This window comes from Hydrogenophaga laconesensis (assembly GCF_031457235.1).
Classification (GTDB): Bacteria; Pseudomonadota; Gammaproteobacteria; order Burkholderiales; family Burkholderiaceae_C; genus Hydrogenophaga; species Hydrogenophaga laconesensis.
On the sequence record NZ_JAVDWE010000005.1, the window covers coordinates 260,784 to 276,109 of the forward strand.

16 protein-coding genes and 1 pseudogene are annotated in these 15,326 nt (G+C 67.4%); 14 read left to right on the plus strand and 3 right to left on the minus strand.

Going from position 1 to position 15,326, the window contains the following annotated elements; translation table 11 throughout:
• Positions 1 to 5: 5 nt before the first annotated feature.
• From upp to J2X09_RS11550, 3 genes are read left to right on the plus strand one after another with little or no spacing between them, the layout of a single operon-like run.
• On the plus strand, positions 6 to 638 hold the full coding sequence (upp, locus tag J2X09_RS11540; protein WP_204733567.1) for a uracil phosphoribosyltransferase: 633 nt from the start codon (positions 6 to 8) through the stop codon (positions 636 to 638).
• Positions 639 to 672: 34 nt separating this feature from the next.
• Positions 673 to 3,216 carry an ABC transporter permease gene (locus J2X09_RS11545; RefSeq protein WP_204733568.1) on the plus strand — a complete coding sequence of 848 codons (2,544 nt, stop codon included), beginning with the start codon at positions 673 to 675 and terminating at the stop codon, positions 3,214 to 3,216.
• 5 nt (positions 3,217 to 3,221) lie between these two features.
• Positions 3,222 to 3,638, plus strand: a complete 417-nt coding sequence (locus J2X09_RS11550; RefSeq protein WP_204733569.1) for a group II truncated hemoglobin — start codon at positions 3,222 to 3,224, stop codon at positions 3,636 to 3,638.
• 16 nt (positions 3,639 to 3,654) lie between these two features.
• Here J2X09_RS11550 and J2X09_RS11555 read toward each other — a convergent pair whose 3' ends face one another.
• Positions 3,655 to 4,290, minus strand: a complete 636-nt coding sequence (locus J2X09_RS11555; protein ID WP_204733570.1) for a Smr/MutS family protein — start codon at positions 4,288 to 4,290, stop codon at positions 3,655 to 3,657.
• A gap of 40 nt (positions 4,291 to 4,330) precedes the next feature.
• Positions 4,331 to 5,023 (minus strand): RadC family protein, encoded by a 693-nt coding sequence (gene radC / locus J2X09_RS11560; protein WP_204733571.1) that lies wholly within the window; start codon positions 5,021 to 5,023, stop codon positions 4,331 to 4,333.
• A gap of 100 nt (positions 5,024 to 5,123) precedes the next feature.
• On the opposite strand from radC, the gene J2X09_RS11565 reads away from it, so the two are divergent.
• The 4 genes from J2X09_RS11565 (at position 5,124) to J2X09_RS11580 (ending at position 8,448) form a co-directional block, all read left to right on the plus strand.
• Complete coding sequence (locus J2X09_RS11565; protein WP_204733572.1) at positions 5,124 to 5,570, plus strand: FKBP-type peptidyl-prolyl cis-trans isomerase; 447 nt, start codon at positions 5,124 to 5,126, stop codon at positions 5,568 to 5,570.
• On the plus strand, positions 5,570 to 6,541 hold the full coding sequence (gene ispH / locus J2X09_RS11570) for a 4-hydroxy-3-methylbut-2-enyl diphosphate reductase (protein WP_204733573.1): 972 nt from the start codon (positions 5,570 to 5,572) through the stop codon (positions 6,539 to 6,541). Before J2X09_RS11565 ends, ispH begins: the two co-directional genes overlap by 1 nt.
• 42 nt (positions 6,542 to 6,583) lie before the next feature.
• Complete coding sequence (gene serS / locus J2X09_RS11575; RefSeq protein WP_204733574.1) at positions 6,584 to 7,903, plus strand: serine--tRNA ligase; 1,320 nt, start codon at positions 6,584 to 6,586, stop codon at positions 7,901 to 7,903.
• A 110-nt stretch (positions 7,904 to 8,013) separates the two neighbouring features.
• On the plus strand, positions 8,014 to 8,448 hold the full coding sequence (locus J2X09_RS11580) for a YciI family protein (RefSeq protein ID WP_204733575.1): 435 nt from the start codon (positions 8,014 to 8,016) through the stop codon (positions 8,446 to 8,448).
• Between the two features lie 14 nt (positions 8,449 to 8,462).
• Here the strand turns inward: J2X09_RS11580 and J2X09_RS11585 are convergent, their stop codons facing one another.
• The gene (locus J2X09_RS11585) at positions 8,463 to 8,906 is read right to left on the minus strand and encodes a PPC domain-containing DNA-binding protein (protein WP_204733576.1); all 444 of its coding nucleotides are present in this window, start codon (positions 8,904 to 8,906) and stop codon (positions 8,463 to 8,465) included.
• Here J2X09_RS11585 and J2X09_RS11590 point away from each other — a divergent pair.
• The 7 genes and pseudogenes from J2X09_RS11590 (at position 8,905) to J2X09_RS11620 (ending at position 15,317) form a co-directional block, all read left to right on the plus strand.
• A complete protein-coding gene (locus J2X09_RS11590) occupies positions 8,905 to 9,057 on the plus strand; it encodes a hypothetical protein (protein WP_310308285.1) in 153 nt (50 codons plus the stop codon). The two genes, J2X09_RS11585 and J2X09_RS11590, sit on opposite strands and share 2 nt — an antisense overlap.
• A gap of 91 nt (positions 9,058 to 9,148) precedes the next feature.
• Positions 9,149 to 10,339 (plus strand): FAD-dependent monooxygenase, encoded by a 1,191-nt coding sequence (locus tag J2X09_RS11595; RefSeq protein ID WP_204733577.1) that lies wholly within the window; start codon positions 9,149 to 9,151, stop codon positions 10,337 to 10,339.
• Complete coding sequence (locus J2X09_RS11600) at positions 10,336 to 11,097, plus strand: alpha/beta fold hydrolase (protein ID WP_204733578.1); 762 nt, start codon at positions 10,336 to 10,338, stop codon at positions 11,095 to 11,097. Before J2X09_RS11595 ends, J2X09_RS11600 begins: the two co-directional genes overlap by 4 nt.
• Before the next feature lie 4 nt (positions 11,098 to 11,101).
• Positions 11,102 to 11,929, plus strand: a complete 828-nt coding sequence (locus J2X09_RS11605) for an FAD binding domain-containing protein (RefSeq protein WP_204733579.1) — start codon at positions 11,102 to 11,104, stop codon at positions 11,927 to 11,929.
• Positions 11,930 to 11,931: 2 nt separating this feature from the next.
• A pseudogene (locus J2X09_RS11610) lies at positions 11,932 to 12,351 on the plus strand (SRPBCC family protein); the annotation flags it as partial.
• Between the two features lie 126 nt (positions 12,352 to 12,477).
• Positions 12,478 to 12,951 (plus strand): (2Fe-2S)-binding protein, encoded by a 474-nt coding sequence (locus J2X09_RS11615; protein ID WP_310308332.1) that lies wholly within the window; start codon positions 12,478 to 12,480, stop codon positions 12,949 to 12,951.
• Entirely contained in the window at positions 12,948 to 15,317 is a 2,370-nt protein-coding gene (locus J2X09_RS11620; RefSeq protein ID WP_204733580.1) for a xanthine dehydrogenase family protein molybdopterin-binding subunit, read from the plus strand. Before J2X09_RS11615 ends, J2X09_RS11620 begins: the two co-directional genes overlap by 4 nt.
• Positions 15,318 to 15,326: the final 9 nt, after the last annotated feature.

A 15,326-nucleotide genomic window follows, 5' to 3' on the forward strand; every position in this document is an offset into this window, starting at 1 on the left:
TTTCCATGAGCCGAGACGTCCACGTCATTGACCACCCCCTGGTGCAGCACAAGCTCACCCTCATGCGCCGCAAGGACACCAGCACCAAGAGCTTCCGTGAGCTGGTGCAAGAGCTCAGCGCACTGCTTGCCTACGAGATCACCCGCGACATGCCGATGCAGGAAATCGACATCGAGACCCCGCTGGAGAAGATGAAGTCGCGCGTCATCGACGGAAAGAAAGTGGTTCTCGCCTCCATCCTGCGTGCGGGCAACGGTTTCCTGGACGGCATGCTGCAGGTGATTCCCGGCGCGCGCGTGGGTCACATCGGCCTGTACCGCGACCCCGCCACCCTGCAGGCGGTGGAGTACTACTTCAAGATGCCGCACGACATGCACGAGCGCGACGTCATCGTGCTCGACCCCATGCTGGCCACTGGCAATTCCGCCGTGAGCGCGGTGGACCGGATCAAGAAGACCGGCCCGCGCTCGATCCGCTTCGTGTGCCTCGTCACCTGCCCGGAAGGCCTCAAGACCTTCCACGACGCCCATCCCGACGTGCCGGTCTACACCCCGGCGGTCGATCGCGGTCTGAATGACCATGGTTACATCGTGCCGGGCCTGGGCGACGCTGGCGACCGGATTTTCGGCACGAAGTGAACCAGTTGCACCGAGCGCGCTCGAATCCGTCACCATGACATCGCCCATCCGCTCGTTGCCCATTCGTTTCTGGACCCTGGGCTGGTCCTCCCTGTTGCGCGACTGGCGTGCGGGTGAGCTTCGTCTGCTGATGCTGGCCGTCACGCTGGCCGTGGCGGCCCTCTCGGCGGTGGGCTTCTTCGCCGACCGCCTCCAAGGCGGCCTCACGCGGGATGCCAGCGCACTTCTGGGCGGCGACGCGGTGGTCAGCAGTGACCATGTGCCCCCACCGTCGTTCGAGGAGCGCGCGCGTTCGCTCGGCCTGAGCACCACCCAGACGCTCGGCTTTCCCACCATGGGCCGCGCACGCGAGGAAGAGGGCGGCGCGGCGCGCCTGGTGGCCCTGAAGGCCGTTGGCGAGGGCTACCCGCTGCGCGGCACCGTGCGCCTGGCCGAGACCCAGGGCGGGCCCGACAGTGCCGCGAGAAGCATCCCCGCACCCGGCACCGTGTGGGTGGACGAAGCGCTGCTGGTCGCGCTGGACCTTCGGATAGGGCAGCCGTTGCTGCTGGGCGACTCATCGTTCGACATCAGCCGGATCATCGTGGTCGAACCCGACAGGGGTGGCGGCTTCATGAGCTTTGCGCCGCGCGTCATGCTCAATGCGGCGGATCTGCCCGCCACGGGCCTGGTGCAACCGGCCAGCCGCCTGACCTACCGCCTCGCCGTGGCCGGTGATGGTGCCCGCGTTGGCGAATTCAGCCGCTGGGCTGAACAGGCGATGCGGCAACCCGATGTGCGTGGCATGCGGCTGGAGTCCCTGGAGGGTGGGCGGCCCGAGATGCAGCAGACGCTGGGGCGTGCCGAAAAGTTTCTCAACCTCGTGGCCCTGCTGGCTGCACTGCTGTGTGCCGTGGCCGTGGCCATTGCCGCGCGCGGCTTTGCCCAGCGTCATCTGGACGACTGCGCCATGCTGCGCGTGCTCGGCCTTTCGCAGGGCACCATGGCACGCGCGTACACGCTGGAGTTCGCCCTGATCGGCCTGTTCGCCAGCGCGCTGGGCGTGGCCATTGGCTATGTGGTGCACCATGCCTTCGTGCTGCTGCTCGCGGGGCTGGTGGAAGCCAGTCTGCCGGCACCAGGTATCGCGCCGGCGCTGCTGGGGCTGGGCATGGGTCTCACCCTCATGATGGCCTTCGGCCTGCCGCCTGTGCTGCAGCTCGCCCAGGTGCCGCCGCTGCGCGTGATCCGCCGCGACGTGGGCCAGCTCAAACCTGCCACGCTGGCCGTGCTGGGCCTGGGCATGGCCGGCTTCGCGGCGCTGTTGCTGGCCGCCAGCCGCGACCTGCTGCTGGGCGGCATCGCGGTGGGCGGCTTCGCGGCGGCCGTGCTGCTGTTCGCCGTCGCCAGCTACGCCGCCGTGCGCGTTCTGCGTGCCAGCGTGAACGAGGCCACCGCGCCCCGCGCCCTGGTCATGGCCACGCGTCAGCTCTCGGCCCGTCCGGTGTATGCGGTGGTGCAGATCAGCGCGCTCGCTGTCGGCCTGCTCGCGCTGGTGCTGCTGGTGCTGCTGCGCACCGATCTCATCTCCAGCTGGCGCAGCGCCACACCGCCCGATGCGCCCAACCGCTTCGTCATCAACGTGCAGCCCGAGCAGGGCGAAGCCTTCCAGCAAGCGCTGAAGGGTGCGGGCGTGCAGCGCTACGACTGGTACCCCATGATCCGGGGCCGGCTGGTCACCATCAACGGCAAGGCCGTGGTGCCCGAAGACTTCACGGAAGACCGCGCGCAACGGCTGGTGGACCGCGAATTCAACCTCTCCAACACCGCCACCGTGCCGGAGCACAACCCCATCGTCGGTGGCCGCTGGATGGACAACGAGCCCGATGCGTTGAGCGTGGAAGAGGGGCTGGCCGAGGAGCTCGGCCTCAAGCTCGGCGATCGCCTGGGCTTCGACATCGCAGGCCAGATCACCGAAGGCCGCATCACCAGCCTGCGCAAGGTGGACTGGGGCTCGATGCGTGTGAACTTCTTCGTCGTCTTTCCGGTGGCGCAGGTGCCGGATGTGCCGGTGAGCTACATCACGGCGTTCCGCGCGCCCGAACCCGCGAACGGTTTCGACAACGCTCTGGTGCGTGAATTCCCCAACATCACCAACGTCGACATGAGTCAGACCATCGCGCAGGTGCAGCGTGTGCTGGGGCAGGTCATCAGCGCGGTGGAATTCCTGTTCGCCTTCACGCTCGCGGCCGGGTTGGTCGTGCTGCTCTCCGCCATCACGGCCACACGCGGCGAGCGCGAGCGAGAGTTCGCCATTCTGCGTGCCGTGGGTGCGGGCTCCCAGCTGTTGCGCAACGTGCAGCGCGTGGAACTGCTGGGCGTGGGCTTGCTGGCCGGTTTCCTCGCCTCGGTGGTCGCGGTCGCGGTGGGTTGGGCGCTGGCGCGCTTCGTCTTCCAGTTCTCCTGGACCGCATCGCCCTGGGTGCCGCTCGGCGGTGCCATTCTGGGCGCAGTGCTGGCGCTCTTGGCGGGTTGGTGGGGTTTGCGCAGCGTGCTGCGCACCCCGGTGGTGGAAACTTTGCGCAAAGCGGCAGTGTGAGTGGCATGAGCGACCTCATCGAACCCCAGGAACCCACGCAGCACGCCACACCGTTCGACTGGATCGGCGGCGAAGACAAGGTGCATGCCCTGGTCGACCGCTTCTACGACCTGATGGACATCGAACCGCGCTACCGCGAGTTGCGCGCGGTGCATGGCACAACGCTCGACAGCGCCCGGCAGAAGCTGGTCTGGTTTCTCTGCGGCTGGCTCGGCGGCCCGCAGCACTACACCGATCGTTTCGGTCATCCGCGCCTGCGCATGCGCCACATGCCATTCGCCATCGGCATCATCGAACGCGACCAGTGGCTGGCCTGCATGGACCAGGCGATGGGCGACGTGGAGGTCGACCCGGCCTTGAGAGCGCGTCTCAAGGCGAGTTTTTTCCAGACGGCAGACTGGATGAGGAATTCGCCGGGCTGAAGCCCACCGCCACGGCTCAGCTTGGCCGCAGCAGCACCACCAGCGCACCCGCGCCACCCTCGGCCGGCCGCGCCTGCACGAAGGCCATCACCTCTTTTTTCTGCACCAGCCAGCGCAGCACGCGGTTCTTCAGCACGGGCGTGCGCCCGGGCGACCCCAGGCCTTTGCCGTGCACCACGCGCACACAGCGCACACCCGTTTGATGTGACTCTCGAATGAAGCGGCCCAGGGCTTCGCGCGCCTCGTCCGTGCGCAGACCATGCAGGTCGATCTGGCGCTGGATGCTCCAGCGGCCTTCGCGCAGCTTGCGCACGATCTCCGGCCCCAGGCCCGGCCGGCGGTAGCTCAGCAGCTCATCGGTGTGCAGAAGCGTCTCGATATCGAATTCGTCCGACAAGGCTTCCCGCATCACCGCGGCCTCGTCCCGCTGGCGCTGTACGGGCACAGGATTCACGGGGACGCGACGGGGTTCGATGCGCCCTGGGTGCACGATGGGTCGCACGGGGCCGACAGCGAGTTCGAACAGCCGGTGTTCCCGTTCCCGCTTGAGGGCGGTGAGCCGCTCCGCCTCGCGGCGTGCGGCATCGGCCGCTGCGCGCTCGGCCATCGTCCGCTTGAGCGCCTTGAGCTCGGCCAGCGTGTGGACTTTCATGCGGGAATTGTCGCCCACCCCGGGGAGTATTCCCGCCCGGTTACATCAGCCCCTGTTCCGCCATCGAGGTGGCGCGCTGCCGGGTGACGATGAAGTGGTCGAGAACGCGCACGTCCACCAGCGCCATGGCCTTCAGCAGGATCTGGGTGAGTTCGATGTCGGCGCGCGAGGGCTCGGCCACGCCGCTCGGGTGGTTGTGCGCCAGCACCACGGCGGCTGCGTGGTGGTGCAGCGCGCGCAACACGATCTCGCGTGGGTAGACGCTGGCCTGTGTCAGGGTGCCGCGAAACAGCTCTTCCAGCGCGATCAGGCGGTTCTGGCTGTCCAGGAAAATCACCGCGAAGACCTCGTGCGGCCGGCCCCCCAGCTGCAGCTGCAGGTAGTCGCGCACCGCCTGCGGGCTTTCGAAGATGGTGCGTTCTTCCAGCGTCTGGGCGAGGGCGCGCCGGGCCAGTTCCAGCACAGCCGTCACTTCGGCCCGCTTGGCAGGCCCCAGACCCTTGACCTGCTTGAGCGCATCGGCGCCGGTGTGCAACAGACCGCCGATGCCACCGAAGCGGTCCAGCAGCTCCTGGGCGAGTTGCAACACGTGCTTGCCAGAGATGCCGGTGCGCAGCAGCAGTGCCAGCAACTCGCCATCGCTGAGGGCACCGGGCCCGCGCGCGAGCAGCTTTTCCCGGGGGCGAGCGTCGTTCGGCAGGCCCTTGATTCCGGGTGCCAGAAGGCCATCCATGGGGTTTCCTCCCTGTTTTTGCCTGGTTTTTACAATAGGGGCCTGTCGGCCACGAAACCGCTCTTTTTCGCACACCTCGTCCAGGGATACCCCCCACGCCATGCCCCAAGTCCAAGAAGGCTCCTTTCTCACCCTGCACTACCGGATGTCCGGTCCCCAGGGCCAGGTGATCATCGACACCTTCAGCGACAAGCCCGCCACGCTGAGCCTGGGCGCGGGCGAACTTTCGCCAGCGATCGAGCAGCGCCTCATCGGGCTGGAGGAGGGCACCCGCACGGTGATCGAACTGCCCGCTGGCGAGGCCTTTGGGGAGCGCCAGCCGGACATGGTGCAATGGGTCGCGCGCAAGCTGCTGAACGAACTGGGCGACCCGCACGAGCAGTACGCCGCTGGGGACGTGGTGCAATTCCCGACACCGGACGGACTGGGCAGCTATGCCGGTGCTGCCGTGCAGGTGCGTGAGGACGGCGCGGTGCTGTTCGACTTCAACCACCCGCTGGCCGGCCAGCCGGTGCGGTTCGAAGTCCAGCTGATCGGGGTGCTCTGATGGCTGAATCGCAAGAAATCATCCTGGCCGAGCCGCGCGGCTTCTGCGCCGGCGTGGACCGGGCCATCGAGATCGTCGAGCGCGCACTGGCCAAGTTCGGCCGGCCGATCTATGTACGCCACGAGATCGTGCACAACACCTATGTGGTGAACGACCTGAAGGCCAAGGGGGCCATCTTCATCGAGGAGCTCTCGGACGTGCCCGCCGGCGCCACGCTGGTGTTTTCGGCGCATGGCGTGAGCAAGGCCATCCAGGACGAGGCCAGACAGCGCGGCTTTCACATCTTCGATGCCACCTGCCCGCTGGTGACCAAGGTGCATGTGGAGGTGGCCAAGCTGCACCGCGAGGGTTACGAATTCATCATGATCGGTCACAAGGGCCACCCCGAGGTGGAAGGCACCATGGGTCAGCTCGACAGCGGTATCCATCTGGTGGAAGACGTGGAAGATGTCGCCCGCGTGGCCCCGGCACAGACGGACAAGCTTGCGGTGGTCACGCAGACCACGCTGTCGGTGGATGACGCGGCCGAAATCCTGAACGCGGTGAAGGCGCGTTTCCCCAGCGTGCGGGAGCCGAAGCAGCAGGACATCTGCTACGCCACCCAGAACCGGCAGGATGCGGTCAAGCTGTTGAGCCCGCAGGTGGATATCGTGATCGTGGTGGGCAGTCCCACCAGTTCCAACAGCAACCGCTTGCGTGAGCTGGCGGTGAAGCTCGGTACCCCGGGTTACATGGTGGACAACGCCGACGAAATCCAGCCCGAGTGGTTCGAGGGCAAGCTGCGCGTGGGTCTCACGGCCGGGGCATCGGCGCCTGAGATCCTGGTACGGCAGGTGATCGAGCGCATCAAGTCGCTGGGGGCGATCTCCGTCCGCACCATGGATGGTCTGACCGAAACCATCAAGTTCCCGCTGCCCAAGGGCCTGAAGATCGAAGGCGAAGACGCCCAGCCACTGGAACATCTGCGCTGAGCGCGCCCGTGCCCGGCCAGGGTGCAAAACTACAATCACCGCATGCTAGACATCGTTCAACTGAGAAAAGACCTTGACGCGGTCGTGGCGCGCCTGCAGACCCGCAAGCAGCCGCAGCCCTACCTGGATGTGGTGGCCTACCAGGCGCTGGAATCCGAGCGCAAGGCACTGCAGACCCGCACCGAAGAGCTGCAAGGGCAGCGCAATTCACTGTCGAAGCAGATCGGCATGCTCAAGGGCAAAGGCCAGCACGCCGAGGCGGATGCCGCCATGGCCCGGGTGGCCGCCTTCAAGGCCGAGCTCGAGACCTCAGCCGCGCGGTTGGAGGTGATCCAGGCCGAACTGCAGGCCTTGCTGCTCGCCGTGCCGAACCTGCCGCACGAAAGCGTGCCGGTGGGCAGCGACGAGAACGCCAACGTGGAACTGCGCCGCTGGGGCACGCCCCGCCGCTTCGATTTCGAGTTGCGCGACCATGTCGACATTGGCGAGAAGCTGGGGCTGGATTTCGAGACCGGCTCCAAACTGGCCGGCGCGCGCTTCACCTTCATGCGTGGCCCGATCGCACGCCTGCACCGCGCGCTCGCCCAGTTCATGCTTGACGTGCAGACGCAGGAGCACGGCTATACCGAGTGCTACACGCCCTACATCGTGAATGCCGAGACGCTGCTGGGCACCGGTCAGCTGCCCAAGTTCGAGGGTGACATGTTCGCCGTGAAGAAGGGCGGCCAGGAGGGCGAGGAAGTGCCGGACACGCAGGCGCTGTATCTCATCTCCACCAGCGAGATCACGCTGACCAACACCGTGCGCGACACCGTGCTGGCCGAGTCCGACCTGCCCATCCGCCTGACAGCGCACACGCCGTGCTTCCGTTCGGAAGCCGGCAGCGCCGGGCGAGACACGCGCGGCATGATCCGCCAGCACCAGTTCGACAAGGTCGAGATGGTGCAGATCGTGCACCCCGAGAAAAGCTACGAGGCGCTCGATGCGATGACCTCACACGCCGAAGCCGTGCTGCAGAAGCTCGGCCTGCCGTACCGTGTGATCGTGCTGTGTACCGGCGACATGGGCTTCGGCTCCACCCGCACGCACGACCTGGAGGTGTGGGTGCCCGCGCAGAACACCTACCGCGAAATCAGCTCGGTCTCCAACTGCGAGGCCTTCCAGGCCCGTCGCCTGCAGGCCCGCTTCAAGAATGCACAGGGCAGGAATGAACTGGTGCACACGCTCAACGGTTCCGGTCTCGCGGTGGGCCGTGCGCTGGTGGCGGTGCTGGAGAACTACCAGAACGCCGACGGCAGCGTCACCGTACCTGAGGTGCTTCGGCCGTATCTGGGTGGGCTGGAAGTGCTCACGCCGCAGTGAGTTGAACGCATCGCTGTCTTGTTGTGGTCCGGTGATGTCGAATTCCGCGTCGCCCACTCGTCGAGAGGTTTGAGCCGTCCTGCTCTGACACACCGCACAAGGAGAACGACATGCGATTCATGATCCTGATCAAGGCCGACCGCGACAGCGAAGCTGGCGTCATGCCCAGTGAGCAGCTGCTCACGGAGATGGGCCGTTTCAATGAAGAGCTGGTGAAGGCCGGCGTCATGGAAGCCGGTGAAGGCCTGCACCCGAGCTCGAAGGGAGCGCGTGTGCGCTTCTCCGGCCGTGATCGCCAGGTCATCGATGGCCCTTTCGCGGAGACGAAAGAGCTGATTGCAGGTTTCTGGATCTGGAAATGCGCCTCACTGCAGGAGGCCATCGACTGGGTGAAGCGTTGCCCCAATCCCATGCCGGGGGAATCCGAGATCGAAATCCGCCAGGTGTTCTCTGCCGAGGACTTCGGCGAGGCCCTCACGCCAGCGCTGCGGGAACAGGAAGACCGGTTGCGCGCCGAAGTGACGCGCCAGAACCCGCGCGGCTGAGCGCCCTCAGGCCCTCAGGCGTCGGGGGCGATGAGGGCCAGGCCGCTCTCGGGATCGTGCCGCTTGCACAGGTGCCGCGGCGACTCCGTCAGGATCACTTCGAGCGTGGGCCGCACGACCCCGCTCCTGAGGTGGCCGGCCACGGCGGCCCCATCCCGTTTGCCCAGCACCGTGTGAATGTGCAGGGCCGGCTGGTTGTCTGGCCCGAGCGCGACGTCTCCTGTCAACGACGCGACCTCAACCTGCTCGTCCACGTCGATGGGGTCGTATTTCTTCGTGTCCCAGTTCAGCCAGGCCAGCTCGGCGCGCTCGAGCGCACCGATGGCCTTGAGACTGGCCGCGGACAGCTTTTCCTGTCGTGCGAACGCCGTCAGGCACGCGGTGATCTCGTCGCCGCGGGACAGAACGATGGCGAACGTGCGCTGGCCATCCGCTTCGTGGATGAGTTTGCTCTTCATGTGGCATCTCGCTGAGGTCTGGCAGGCCAGCATGGACCCGTTGCCGCAACGGGTCTGTCTGTTCACGCACACAGGGGTGGAGAGTGGCATGGCCGAGCTCCCGGTGGCGTGCGGGCCATTCATTCGATTTCCCGATGGCATGATCGAATAGTCGTGATTAACTTTCGTCCCGACTCAATTTAGAGTGGCGCCCTTGTCAATCAACGCGCCCCCGCGAAGGCGGAGAGGGCCAAAGGACGTTCATGCGGATAGCAGTCATCGGTGCCGGTATCGGGGGGCTCACGGCCGCCATCGCCTTGCTCAAAAGGGGCTTTCAGGTGGAAGTGCTCGAGCAGGCCAGGGAACTCGGGGAGATCGGCGCCGGTGTGCAGATCAGCCCCAATGGCGTGCGGGTGCTGGCGGCCCTCGGACTCATGGACGACATCATGGCAATCGCCTCCGAGCCGGCGGGCAAGTTCGTGCGGCTGTGGTCCACCGGACAGGAGTGGAAGCTGTTCGATCTGGGTTCGGTCTCGCGCCAGCGCTATGGCTTCCCCTACCTCACCATGCACCGTGGCGACCTGCACCAGGCGTTGGTGAAGGGCGTGCGCGCGCTGAGTCCCGATGCGATCCGTCTGGACACCCGCGTCACCGATATTCGCCAGGAGGGCGATGTGGTGCGGATGTTCGCCTCGGGGCAGGAAGTGGCCACCGCCGACTTCGTGGTGGGGGCCGACGGCGTGCATTCGCAGGTGCGTCAGCGCCTGTTCGGTGACGACGAACCCCGCTTCTCGGGCATCGTGGCCTGGCGCGGCGTGATCGATGCGCGCACGCTGCCCGCGCATCTGCAGCAACCTCATGGCTACAACTGGGTCGGACCTGGCAAGCACGTGATCCACTATCCCGTGAGGTCCGGCAAGCTGGTCAATCTGGTGGCGGTGGTCGAGCAGTCGCAAGGATGGGAAGTCGAGTCGTGGTCGCAGAAGGGCTCGCGGGAAGACTTCGAGCGCGACTTCGCTGGCTGGCATGAGGATGTGCACCACCTGATCCGCGCGGTGGAGACACCGTACAAGTGGGCACTCATGGTGCGAGACCCCATGCCGTCATGGACCCGTGGACGCGTGACGCTGCTGGGCGATGCCTGTCACCCGACGCTGCCGTTCCTCGCGCAGGGCGCGGTGATGGCACTGGAAGACGGCTACCTGCTGGCCCGGGCGCTGCACGAGTACGGTGGTGACATCGATCGTGCGACCGCCGCCTATGAGGCTGCCCGCGTCCAGCGCACCGCAAGGATCGTGCAGGGCGCCAACGAGAACGCCACGCGTTTCCACAACCCACAGCTCGCCCATGCGGAAGGGGCGGCGGCCTATGTGGACCGTGAATGGACCGAGGAGCGCGTGCGGCAGCGCTACGAATGGCTGTTTGAATACAACGTGGAGACCTTGCCGCTATGACGGACGATCTCACCCCGCGCACCTGGGGCCGGGGGGCCCGCAAGGTGGTGGTGATGAACGGCTGGCTGGGCCTGTCCCGGCATTGGCAGCCCCTGCTGGCAGCTCTGGACCCGCAGCAGTTCGAATGCGCGGTGTTCGATTACCGTGGCTACGGCTCGCGCCGTGCAGAGGTGGGCACCTATCGGTTCGACGAGGCAGCAACGGACGTGCTGGCCCTGGCAGACCAGTTGGGTTGGGCGACTTTCTCGCTGGTGGGGCATTCCATGGGCGGCATGGCGATGCAGAAGGTGGCCCTGCAGGCCGCCGGCCGGGTGCAGCGCATGCTGGGTGTGGCGCCGGTGTCCGCCGCCGGCTCCGGCATGGACGCCGCGCGCCGTGCCTTCTTCGAGTCGGCGGTGGACGATGCCGCCGCACGGCAACAGATCGTCCACCTGTCCACCGGGCAACGCCTCACCGCGACCTGGTGCCAGGGTGTGGCTGCCGACTCCATGGAAAACCGCCCCGAGGCCATGCGCGCCTATCTTGGCGAATGGGCGGGCCAGGGCTTCGCCGACGAGATCGCCGGGCTGGATCTGCCCGTGAAGGTGCTGGTGGGCGAATTCGACCCGGGCATCAACCTCGAACGGGCCCGGCAGACCTGGCTGCGGCACTACCCGCATGCCGAGATCGAGGTGGTGCCGCAGGCCGGTCACTACCCCATGCAGGAAGTGCCGGCCTGGGTGGCAGCCCGGGCGCAGGCGTGGCTGGCCGCGGGTTGAGTCGATGTATCCATTTGCCTATCTCCGACCGGCCAGCGTCCAGGAGGCCGTCGACTGTCTCGCCCGGTTTCCCGATGCCCGGCCACTGTCCGGCGGCATGACGCTGGTTCCCACGCTCAAGCAGCGCCTGAGCGCGCCAAGCCATCTGGTGGATCTGAGCCGGTTGCCGGAGCTCCAGGGCATCGCGCAAGAAGATGGCGTGCTGCGCATCGGTGCGGCCACGCGGCACGCCGCCGTGGCGCAGTCGGACACGGTCCGGCGCTGCCTGCCCGCCCTGTCCGGGCTGGCGGGTCTGATCGGTGACCAGCAGGTGCGCAACCGGGGCACGATGGGCGGCTCGGTCGCCAACAGCGATCCTGCCGCCGACTATCCCGCCGCGGTGCTGGCGCTCAAGGCGACACTGATCACCGATCGGCGCCGCATCGAGTCCGATGCTTTCTTCCTGGGCATGTTCGAGACCGCGCTCGAGCCCACCGAGATCCTCACGGCGATCGAGTTCCGGGTGCCCGATCGCGCGGCGTATGTGAAGCACCGGCACGCGGCCTCCGGGTATGCCGTGGTGGGCGTGTTCATCGCGGACCACAGGGGCGAGGTCCGCGTCGCTGTGACGGGCGCGGGGCCCTGCGCGTTCCGCTGGACTGCGGCCGAAGAGCGTCTGGCTGCCTGCGCAAGCGCCGGCTGGAACGCCGGAACGCTGGCGGGCATGGAACCCGATGCATCGGGGTTCAACGCCGATGCCACGGCAACACGGGCCTATCGGGCCCATCTGGTCGGGGTGCTGGCCGGGCGTGCGCTGTCCGCCCTGGGCGCCACCGATCCACAGGTGAACTGATCATGGAATTCAAGGGACGACAGGTCATCCACGCCAGCCGCGAGACGGTGTGGGCGGCGCTCAACAACCCTGCGGTGCTCGAACAATGCATCGATGGCTGCGAATCCTTCACCGCGGTCAATGACAGCGAATGGCAGGTGGTGGTGCGCGCCTCCGTGGGGCCGGTCAAGGCGCGGTTCAAGGGCTCGCTGTCGGTGCAGGACCGGGAGCCGCTGCGGGGCTACCGCCTGCGCGGCCAGGGGGAAGGCGGGATGGCGGGCTTCGGAGAAATGACCGCGGTGGTCACGCTGGAGGACGAGGGGCCGGACACGCTGCTGGTCTACGCGGCCCAGGCCCACGTGGGCGGCAAGCTTGCGCAGATCGGCTCCCGGCTGGTGGGCTCGGTGGGCGCGAGGATGGCCGACCGTTTCTTCGCGCGTTTCAACGAGGTGTTGACGGAAGGGGGCGGTGAACACGCCCGGCTGCAGCCGGCGGCCGTCGCCGCGTCTGCCGGTGCGCAGCCCGGTGGCAGCCACGAGCAGGCCAACGTGGAGCTCACCGTCAATGGCATGCCGGTGCGCCGTCATGTGGATGACCGCACCCTGCTGGTCGACCTGCTGCGCCGCGAGCTGCATCTCACCGGCACCCACGTCGGCTGTGACACGTCCCAATGCGGCGCGTGCACCGTGCGGCTCGATGGGGTCGCGGTGAAGTCGTGCACCGTGCTGGCCGTTCAGGCCAGTGGTGGCGAGGTCGTCACCATCGAGGGGCTGGCGGACGGCGAGGGCATGCACCCGCTTCAGAAGGCGTTCATGGCGTGCCACGGGCTGCAGTGCGGCTTCTGCACGCCAGGCATGATCATGGCTTCCGACGGGTTGCTGCGCTCGGGCCGGCACATCGATCACGGGTCGATCTGCACCGCGCTGGAAGGCAACATCTGCCGCTGTACCGGCTACATCAACATCGTGCGGGCGGTGGAGCAGGCCGCCACGGAAATGGGTCTGCCCTGCAGCGCCCGGGCAGACGCGGAGGAGACGCGATGAGCTGGATCGGCAAGGCCCAGCCACGCAACGAAGACCGCCGCCTGGTGGTCGGCCAGGGTCGATACACGGACGACATCGACAAGCCGGGCCAGGCCTGGGCGGCGTTCCTGCGCTCGCCCCATGCGCATGCGCGCATTGTGCGCATCGACACAGCGGCTGCGCTGGCGCTGCCCGGTGTTCTGGCGGTGTTGACGGGCGCGGACTACCAGGCCGACGGATTCGAGGGCATCGACCACGTGCCCAATCCCGTCGCCGCGGTGAACCACAAGGAAAAGGCGTTCCTCTCGTCCGAGACAGGGAGCATCTACAACCGGCGCCAGTGGCCCCTGAGCGTGGACAAGGTGCGCCACGTGGGCGAGGCGCTGGTGATGGTGGTGGCCGAGACCCCTCACCAGGCGCGCGACGGCGTGGAGGCTGTTCAGGTGGAGTACGAGGTGCTGCCCGCGGTCGTGGACGCCGACGATGCGCTGGCCGAAGGTGCCGCGCAGCTGTACGACGACCTGCCGCGCAACTGCTGTTTCAGCACGCAGATCGGTGACCGCGCCGCCGCGCGGGCGGCGTTCGAGAACGCCGCTCTGGTGGTGCGGCGCGAGTTCCGCAACAGCCGCATCGTCAACGCCCAGATGGAGCCGAGGTCGGCCATCGGCGAGTACGACCCGGCTGCGGATGTCTACGAACTCACCTCCGGCAGCCAGGGCGTGGTGCGCCAGCAGCTGGGGCTGGCCGAGGCGTTCAAGGTGCCACCCGCGCGCATTCGCGTGATCTCTCCCGATGTGGGGGGTGGTTTCGGCCCGCGCACCTCGCTCAACATGGAGCCGGCCTGCGTGCTGTGGGCCGCCCGTCGTGTGGGCCGGCCGGTCAAGTGGACCGGGGACCGCAGCGAGGCCTTTGTGAGCGATTACCAGGGCCGTGGCATGACCTTCCGCGCGGCCATGGCCTTCGACGCGCAAGGGCGCATTCTCGCGGTGGACAACGAGCTGATCGGCAACGTCGGCGCACACACGATTTCCTACGTGCCCATGGCCAACGCGATGCGCGTCACCACCAGCGTGTACGACGTACCGGTGGCCGCCATCCACGTCACCGGTGTCGTGACCAACACCGTGCCGACCGGCCCTTACCGGGGCGCGGGGCGGCCGGAGAGCATGCATGCCTTCGAGCGCCTGCTCGACATCGCCGCGGCCCGCCTCGGCATGGACCGGCTGGAGATCCGTCGCATCAACCTGATCCGGCGCGAGACGCTGCCGCGCCTGAGCCCCATGGGGCTGCCGTACGACAGTGGGGATTTCCCCGCCAACATGGAACGCGTGATCGAGCTCGCCGACTGGCAGGGCTTCGAATCGCGGCGCCAGGAAGCCCTGCAGCGCGGCCGGCTGCGCGGCATCGGCCTGTCCAACTACATCGAATCGCCCGTGGGCGCGCCGCGCGAACGCATCGAGCTGCGCATCCTGCCCGATGGCACCACGGACATCGTGTCGGGCACGCAGTCGACCGGGCAAGGCCACGAGACCACGTTCGCGCAGGTCGTGGCCGACCACCTCGGGGTGCCGTTCGAATCGATCCGGCTGCGCACGGGCGACACCGCCTTCGTCAAGTGGGGCGGTGGCACGCACTCCGACCGCTCCATGCGGCTTGGCGGCAAGCTGCTCATCGACGCGAGCACCGAGCTGATGGCCAGGGCCCGCGCCGTTGCGGCGCATTGCCTGCGTGTCGACCCGCAGCGTCTTGTCCGGGAGGGCGCCGGTTTCTCGGCGCGCGTGTGGTGGGGCCTGCGCACGCGGCGAATCACACTCGCTCAACTCGCGAGCCACGTGCAACGCCATGGCATGCCGGGCGATCCCGGGACGCGCGAACTGGGTGCCGAGGCCGAGTTCAATGGTCGCATGCCTGCGTTTCCGACGGGTGCGGCTGTGTGCGAGGTGGAGATCGACCCCGAGACTGGCTGCATCGAGGTGGTGCGCTACAGCGCGGTGGACGATGTCGGGCAGGCGATCAACCCGCTCATCGTCGAAGGTCAGGTGCATGGCGGTCTGGCCCAAGGCCTGGGCCAGGCCCTGACGGAGGGCTACCACGTCGACCGGCAGAGCGGTCAGGTGCTCTCGGGCTCCTACATGGACTACGGCATGCCCCACGCCGAGCTGATGCCGCCCTTGCGCGTGGAGTTGACCAACGACCCCACGCATGGCAATCCGCTGGGGGTCAAGGGAGGCGGCGAAAGCGGCATCACACCCGCGACCGCCTGTACGTTCAACGCCCTGGCCCACGCGCTGGCGGCCTACACCGACGAAGAGCTGCCCATGCCGGCCACGCCGCTGGCGGTGTGGGAAGTGATCCACCAGGACCGCGCTGCGCAAGGCGCCCATTGAAGCGAGAGC